This is a genomic window from Pseudomonas sp. P39-UII1 (genome assembly GCF_039672635.1).
In the GTDB taxonomy this organism is placed as follows: Bacteria; Pseudomonadota; Gammaproteobacteria; order Pseudomonadales; family Pseudomonadaceae; genus Aquipseudomonas.
The window spans coordinates 25,559-32,234 of the sequence record NZ_JBDFPP010000037.1 but is presented as its reverse complement, the minus strand read 5'-3'; the positions used below and the strand labels follow the sequence as shown (position 1 = coordinate 32,234).

General features: G+C 61.5%; 9 protein-coding genes. 5 read left to right on the top strand and 4 right to left on the bottom strand.

The window, feature by feature from the left end:
* Positions 1-133: 133 nt before the first annotated feature.
* On the bottom strand, positions 134-997 hold the full coding sequence (locus ABEH27_RS25075; protein ID WP_346616144.1) for a universal stress protein: 864 nt from the start codon (positions 995-997) through the stop codon (positions 134-136).
* A 153-nt stretch (positions 998-1,150) separates the two neighbouring features.
* On the opposite strand from ABEH27_RS25075, the gene miaE reads away from it, so the two are divergent.
* Positions 1,151-1,768: a tRNA isopentenyl-2-thiomethyl-A-37 hydroxylase MiaE gene (miaE, locus tag ABEH27_RS25070; RefSeq protein ID WP_346616143.1), complete on the top strand. Its 618-nt coding sequence runs from the start codon at positions 1,151-1,153 to the stop codon at positions 1,766-1,768.
* A gap of 32 nt (positions 1,769-1,800) precedes the next feature.
* On the opposite strand, the gene ABEH27_RS25065 is transcribed toward miaE, so the two are convergent.
* Positions 1,801-2,121, bottom strand: coding sequence for a DUF883 family protein (locus ABEH27_RS25065; protein ID WP_346616142.1), 321 nt, complete (start codon positions 2,119-2,121; stop codon positions 1,801-1,803).
* 127 nt (positions 2,122-2,248) lie between these two features.
* On the opposite strand from ABEH27_RS25065, the gene ABEH27_RS25060 reads away from it, so the two are divergent.
* The gene (locus ABEH27_RS25060; RefSeq protein ID WP_346616141.1) at positions 2,249-2,512 is read left to right on the top strand and encodes a hypothetical protein; all 264 of its coding nucleotides are present in this window, start codon (positions 2,249-2,251) and stop codon (positions 2,510-2,512) included.
* A gap of 14 nt (positions 2,513-2,526) precedes the next feature.
* Here ABEH27_RS25060 and ABEH27_RS25055 read toward each other — a convergent pair whose 3' ends face one another.
* Complete coding sequence (locus tag ABEH27_RS25055; RefSeq protein ID WP_346616140.1) at positions 2,527-3,015, bottom strand: LEA type 2 family protein; 489 nt, start codon at positions 3,013-3,015, stop codon at positions 2,527-2,529.
* 125 nt (positions 3,016-3,140) lie between these two features.
* Positions 3,141-4,031, bottom strand: coding sequence for a LysR family transcriptional regulator (locus tag ABEH27_RS25050; RefSeq protein WP_346616139.1), 891 nt, complete (start codon positions 4,029-4,031; stop codon positions 3,141-3,143).
* Between the two features lie 102 nt (positions 4,032-4,133).
* Between ABEH27_RS25050 and ABEH27_RS25045 the strand changes: the two genes are divergently transcribed.
* From ABEH27_RS25045 to ABEH27_RS25035, 3 genes are all read left to right on the top strand, one after another.
* Positions 4,134-5,213, top strand: coding sequence for an extracellular solute-binding protein (locus tag ABEH27_RS25045; protein WP_346616138.1), 1,080 nt, complete (start codon positions 4,134-4,136; stop codon positions 5,211-5,213).
* A gap of 25 nt (positions 5,214-5,238) precedes the next feature.
* A complete protein-coding gene (gene speB, locus ABEH27_RS25040) occupies positions 5,239-6,204 on the top strand; it encodes an agmatinase (RefSeq protein WP_346616137.1) in 966 nt (321 codons plus the stop codon).
* A 135-nt stretch (positions 6,205-6,339) separates the two neighbouring features.
* The gene (locus ABEH27_RS25035) at positions 6,340-6,657 is read left to right on the top strand and encodes a hypothetical protein (RefSeq protein WP_346616136.1); all 318 of its coding nucleotides are present in this window, start codon (positions 6,340-6,342) and stop codon (positions 6,655-6,657) included.
* Positions 6,658-6,676: the final 19 nt, after the last annotated feature.

The following is a 6,676-nucleotide window of genomic DNA, read 5'->3' as shown; positions in this document are numbered from 1 at the left end:
CTCAGTAGTGAAACGATGCATCGCCGATGGTAGTGTGGGGTTTCCCCATGTGAGAGTAGGTCATCGTCAAGATTCATTTCGCAAAACCCCTATCTGCGCGAGCAGGTAGGGGTTTTGTCTTTTCTGGCCGGGTTCAACTGCGGGCTAACTCCGCCAGGTGAGCGGTGGCTTCTTCGCTCTTTAGCACCAACACATCGCCTTGCAGCGTATCCAGCACCACTTCGGAAGTATTGCCAATCAATGCTCCGGAAATACCGGTACGTGCAACGGTACCAATCACGGTGACCACCGCATCGAGTTTTTTCTCGAAATGCGGAATCAGCACATCGGCTGGCCCTTCTTCGACATGCAAGCGCTCTTCGCTGATGTCATATTCCGCCTGGAACGCACGACACGCTTCCCGATAACGTTGGTCGATGGTCTCGCTGCGTTGATACACAGGGTCCGACGCCGACAACATAGGTGAGGGATGGGCACTGATGACATGTAGTTGGCCTTTGGCCAGGCCTGCAATCGCATACCCGTGATCAACGATGGCCGTATGCAGCCTGCGATGATCGTCATCCTGGTTGCCGACATCCACGGCAGCAAGTACCACGCCACCTGTCCACGGGCGTTCGCTCTTGACCATCAGCACCGCGCAAGGGCAGAGGCGCAGCAGTTTCCAGTCGCTGGGTGTAAGCAGTGCCTTTTTCAGAGGATTGTCCGGCCGGTGCTCCTTGATCACCAACTCGCAACCTTCAGCCTCCTGCACATTGATGATCGATTCGTGCAAGGTGTCATGCCAGGCCTGTTCATGGCTGACGTCGTCATACCCGTCATCGTGCAATTGGCTGCTCAACAGGCTGAGTAATGCACTATGGTCGTGTCTCTTATCGCACATCAGCAAATGCAGCCGTGCACCGGTCACCCCTGCAATCAGCTTGGCCCGGGTCAACGCGCGGCTGTGGGCATGATCAGGGTCGAGGACGACGAGAATGCTACGAACAGCTTGCATGGGCGTGAACTCCCTTCATGGTGGTGGCCAATGCCTGACTATAGTCGGCGCCCCTCGTGCCGGCGCTTGATGTACATCAAGCATAGTCACTGGCGCTCCCCATCGCCGCCGGTATAATCGCCGGTCCCGTCTGTTCTGTGTGGTTGCACATCTATGTCCCTGATCCCCGAAATTGACGCCTTCCTCGGCTGTCCTACTCCAGACGCCTGGATCGAAGCGGCGCTCGCCGACCAGGAAACCTTGCTGATCGACCACAAGAATTGCGAGTTCAAGGCCGCCAGTACGGCATTGAGCCTTATGGCCAAGTACAACACCCATCTTGACCTGATCAACATGATGTCGCGCCTCGCCCGTGAAGAGCTGGTGCACCATGAGCAGGTGCTGCGCCTGATGAAACGCCGTGGTGTGCCATTGCGGCCAGTGTCGGCAGGGCGCTACGCATCCGGGTTGCGCCGCCTGGTGCGTGCCCATGAACCGGTCAAGCTGGTGGACACGCTAGTGGTGGGGGCATTCATCGAAGCACGCAGCTGCGAGCGCTTTGCTGCGTTGGTACCACACCTGGATGAAGAACTCGGCAGGTTCTACCACGGCTTGCTTAAAAGCGAGGCGCGCCATTACCAAGGCTATCTGAAGCTTGCGCATCAGTATGGGGAGGAAGGGGATATCGCCAAGCGCGTGCTGTTGGTGCGCGAAGCTGAAGCTGAGTTGATTCAGTCTCCAGACCAGGAACTACGGTTTCACAGCGGTATCCCAATGGCGCAGGCCGCCTGATTTGCAGCAGGCGGCACCACGCGGACCAGCTATCAGGAGCGACGTCCCAGCAGCAGCCCTATCACCAGGCCAAAGCCCGCAGAAATCGCAACGGTCTGCCACGGGTGGCCGCCGATATAGTCATGGGTGGCTTCTACCACCGGTTGTGCTTTGGCGCGTACTTGGCCGGCGGCCTCACGTGCCTGGCGAAGTTTCAGGCTGACCTGGGCGCGCAGTGTATCGGCCTCTTCGCCGACCAGGGAGGCGCTGTCGTTGAGCAGCTTCTCCGACTCTTCGATCAATGCCTGCAGCTCACTGAATACCTGATCCTTGATTTGATCGCTGTCGGTCAGTGCGGCAGTTTTTCGGGCCATGAACTCGTCCTCGTCGATGGGGTGGTTAAGCAATGGATGCCAGCGCGCCCGGAAAGTTGCGATGGCTTACCGAAGAAGCGGCGCCACGGTGTAATATAGCGGCCATTTTCAGCAGGCAGGTAGGTTCATGAGTTTCAATCTGGCCAACAGGAGCTTCGAGGAACGGGCACAGATCGAGGCGGAAAAGGCCCGGCTTTTCGAAATGTGGCAGAACAACCTGGGCAAGGCCAAGGCTGATGCTGCGCGGCTGATCTCGGAAAAACCACGTCGCAAGGGCAAGTGGGCCGAGTGGGTGCGTGCCGAGCTGGAAGGTATGTCGCCGCCTGAATACGCCGGCATGGTGCGCAGCGAGGTCAACAAGATGATGGCCGCCGCCAGCTCCAGCCGCTGAAGCAATTTAACCGCTCACCAGTTCAGGCTGCCGCCTTTGGGCAGGTCGAGCCTGCCCTCATCAGTGAAGCGCACGGTGCCCAACGGCCCGCCGGCCAGTTTGCCGCGCAGTACGTAGGGCATGCCCTGCAGCGATTCAAGCGTGCTCAAACCATAAGCCTGGCGCAGGAATGCGAAGGCTGTGATGCTTACCGGCACCACCACCACCGCTTCGCCATAGCGGCCGATATGGCCCTGCTGGTCACTTACCCCAGAGGCCAGCGGTTGGCCGTTCACCTCCAGATTCAACGCTATGCCGTTGTAGTCGACTGTTGCCTCGTTGGGGTTCTGCACGCGCATCTTCACCGCCATGCGCATTTCCAGTTCCTGGCCGGCAAGCGGTTCGATGCCGATCACGCTGATATTGAGCGGGTCGCGCGGCTGAAACAGCGCACAGGCATTGAGCCCAATGGCCATCAAGGTGACGATCAACAGCCGGGCGCAGCGTTGTAAACGGGCAGTCATTGCAATGGACCTTACCAACAGAGTCTGACCTGCAGTGTGGCAAATGCACGGCAGCGTTGAAAGTGGCAGGGCTGCCCCGCGGCGTGAGCAACCCATCGCCGCAAGCCACGGACAACTGACGGCAATCAGCCAAACACCGCCAAGAGGTCTTGCGCAAACGCTAGCTGAGCTTCCCCAGGCGCTTGCGCCCGATGCCTGGCCAAGGTAAACGGCACTACGAAATCCAACGTGGTGTCCAGTGCCCGCAACAACCCTTGGCGCTCCCAGCTTGCAGCACAGTGGCACGGCAGATAACCGATATGCCGCCCCGACAGGATGAACGTCAGCACACTCTCTATCTGCTCGGCCACCGCCATGCTGCGCCGGCTCTGAAACGGCTCGCCACCTTTGAGAAAACGATAGGGATGCCGTACCTGGTCCGCTTCCAGCAACTGTTCCCGCGTCACGTGCACCGTGCCAAACAACGGGTGCCCCTTGCCGCAGTACAATCGCTGCCGCTCCTCGAACAATGGCTGGTAGTCGAACGCTGCCTGGTTACCGGAGAAATAACTGATGGCGTAGTCCAGGCGCTGCTCCAGCAGTAGCCGCTCAAGCTCCGCCGGTGGTGCGCTGATCAGTTCCAACTGCACCGATTCCTCGCGCTCGCGAAAGCGGTTAATGGCAGACGCTAGCTGCAGGCTGACAGTTGCGTCCTGGTTCTCCGCCATGCCCACCCGCACCGTCCCCAGCAAACGCCCAGCCACACCATTGGCCTGCTGACGAAAATGTTCGATGCTCAACAGCAAGCCGCGAGCGGCCTCTAGTAGCAGCAGGCCTTTTTCGGTGAGGTGAAAGCCGCGCTTGCCACGGCTGCACAGGCGATACCCCAGTCGCGCCTCCAGTTGCGCCATGCGCTGGCTGATGGTGGGCTGGCTCAAGCCCGAAACCCCTTGGGCGGCGCTGAAGCCGCCGGCCTCGACTACAGTGACGAACAGCCGCAACAGATGCAGGTCAGGGTCGTGCAGTTGTCCGAGCATCACATTGCTCCCGATGAATGTCAGCTTTGCAAACTTGCCATTCTTGCAATGTAACCCGGCTGGCATGCTGGCGGCATCCACCCATTAGCCGAGGTGTCCGTCATGCGTCGAATGTTGTGTCTGCTACCCCTGATTCTGGCCTTGCCCCTGCAGGCCGAAGAAAAGGTCGTCAACCTCTACAGCTGGGCGGATTACGTCGCCCCGCAAACCTTGCAGCGCTTCGAGCAGGAGACCGGCTACAAGGTGCGCTACGACACTTTCGACACCACCGAAGTCCTCGAAACCAAGCTGTTGACCGGTGGCAGTGGCTACGACGTTGTGGTGCCCTCGGCCACTGTGTTGGCGCGGGCGCTGAAGGCCAGTGCCCTGCAGCCGCTGGATGCGCAGGCCATGCCTGGCTACGCCAACCTCGATAAGGACCTGCTGGCCAAACTTGCAGAAACCGACCCCGGCAACCGCTTTGCGGTGCCTTACACCTGGGGCACGTTGGGCCTGGGGGTCAATGTCGAGGCTGTGCGCCAACGCCTGGGTGATGTACCGCTGGACAGCCTGGACCTGCTGTTCAAGCCCGAGTATGCCAGCCGGCTAAAGGGGTGCGGCATCGCCATGCCCGACTCGCCGCAGGAGGTAATTGGCGTGGCCTTGAACTACCTGGGCAAGGACCCGTACAGCCAGGACAAGGCAGACCTTGCCGCAGCGCAGAACCTGCTGAACCAGTTGCAGCCTTCGATCAGCTACGTCGCCAACGGCCGGCAGATCAACGACCTGGCCAACGGCAGCGTATGCCTGGCGTTGACCTACAATGGCGACGCAGCCATGGCCGCCGATCAGGCCCGTCGCGCGGGTAAGCCGTTCGAGCTGATCTACCGCATCCCCCGTGAAGGGACGCTGCTCTGGCAGGACAACCTGGTCATTCCCAAGGACGCCCCGCACCCAGAGGCGGCCCGCGCGTTCATCGCGTTCATGCTGAAGCCCGAATCGGTTGCCGCGCTGACCAACACGCTGTTCTTTGCCAACGCCAACCAGGCGGCAACGCCCTTGGTCGACGAGGCCGTGCGCAATGACCCGGATATCTACCCCCCGGCCGCGGTGCGTGAGCGCCTGTTTGCCGACCGCAGCATGGCGCTGTCCGACCTGCGCCAGCGCAACCGCCTGTGGACGGCATTCCGTACTCGGCAGTGACCCATAACGACAAAGGAGCCCGACCGTGGAGCAAGCCCTGAGCAACGACCAAGCGATGACCCGCGACAGCCTGTATGGCACCGCTGCAGAAAGTACCTATGCCGGTATCACCAGTTTCGCCCGCCGCCGCTATAGCCGCGATCTGCGCGGGGTGGATGTGGTGGTCAGCGGTGTGCCGTTCGACACCGCTACCAGCAATCGCCCTGGCGCCCGTTTCGGGCCACGTGCGCTCCGCGCCGCCTCGGTGCAGCAGGCCTGGGCGCGCCACTGGCCATGGACGTTCGACCCGTTCGACCATCTGGCCGTCATCGACTACGGCGATTGCGCGTTCGACAGCGGCACCCCGCAATCGGTACCGGACAGCATCGAGGCCCACGCCACGCACGTGCTCGAGGCGGGCTGCGCCATGCTCACCCTCGGCGGTGACCACTTCATCAGTTATCCGCTGCTCAAGGCCCATGCCCGGCGTCATGGGCCACTGGCACTGATCCATTTCGATGCCCACAGCGACACCTGGCCGGACGAGGAGGGCAAGCGCATCGACCACGGCACCATGTTCTGGCACGCCGCCCGCGAGGGCCTGGTGGACCCGTCCTGCTCTGTGCAGATCGGGCTGCGCACCACCAATGACGACACCCAAGGTTTCGCCGTTGTCGATGCCCGACAGGTGCACCGCCAAGGCACAGAGGCGGTGATCGCGTCGATCCGCCAGCGGGTCGGCGAGCGGCCGGTGTACCTGACCTTCGACATCGACTGCCTCGACCCCGCCTATGCGCCAGGCACCGGCACGCCTGTGTGCGGCGGGCTGACCACGGTCCAGGCGCTGGAGATACTCGGGGGCTTGCGTGGTATCAACCTGGTAGGCATGGACCTGGTCGAGGTGGCACCTGCGTATGACCATGCCGACATCACCGCGCTGGCAGGCGCCACCCTGGCCATGGAGATGCTGTGCCTGTATGCGGCGCGGCACAAGGTCGATGTCCCTGGCTGATCAGTGGGGCCGCATGGCTGCCCCCGCAGGTTCATACTGAAACATCAGGAATTGCATTCACACTTTTGCCGCGAACCCCTAGCGCCTTAGGCTATCCAACGCATGAGGCGCGCCTTTTCGTACATGAGGTGAAGCATGAATCTGACATTTCCAACCCTGGCCATCGGCCTGTTGCTGTGCTTGCCCGCACACGCGGCGCCCGTGCAACCGCTGCAGCTGGCCGCCAGCAACAACAACCCCTACAACAGCCCGATCCAGCGCGCCAACCCCAACAGTCGCCAGGGCAGCGTGCAGGCCACACCGCCGGTGCGTGGCCCTTCGACCGCTCCTATTCAGCGCACACCGTCCCTGGACAACCGCGGCATCGGCAACGGTGACAATTTGCGCCGCCAGCAGCAGGCCCCCAATCTGGAACCCACCCGGCCACCGCGCGACACCCAACGTGCGCCTTGAGCCCCTCATCGAAAGGAAT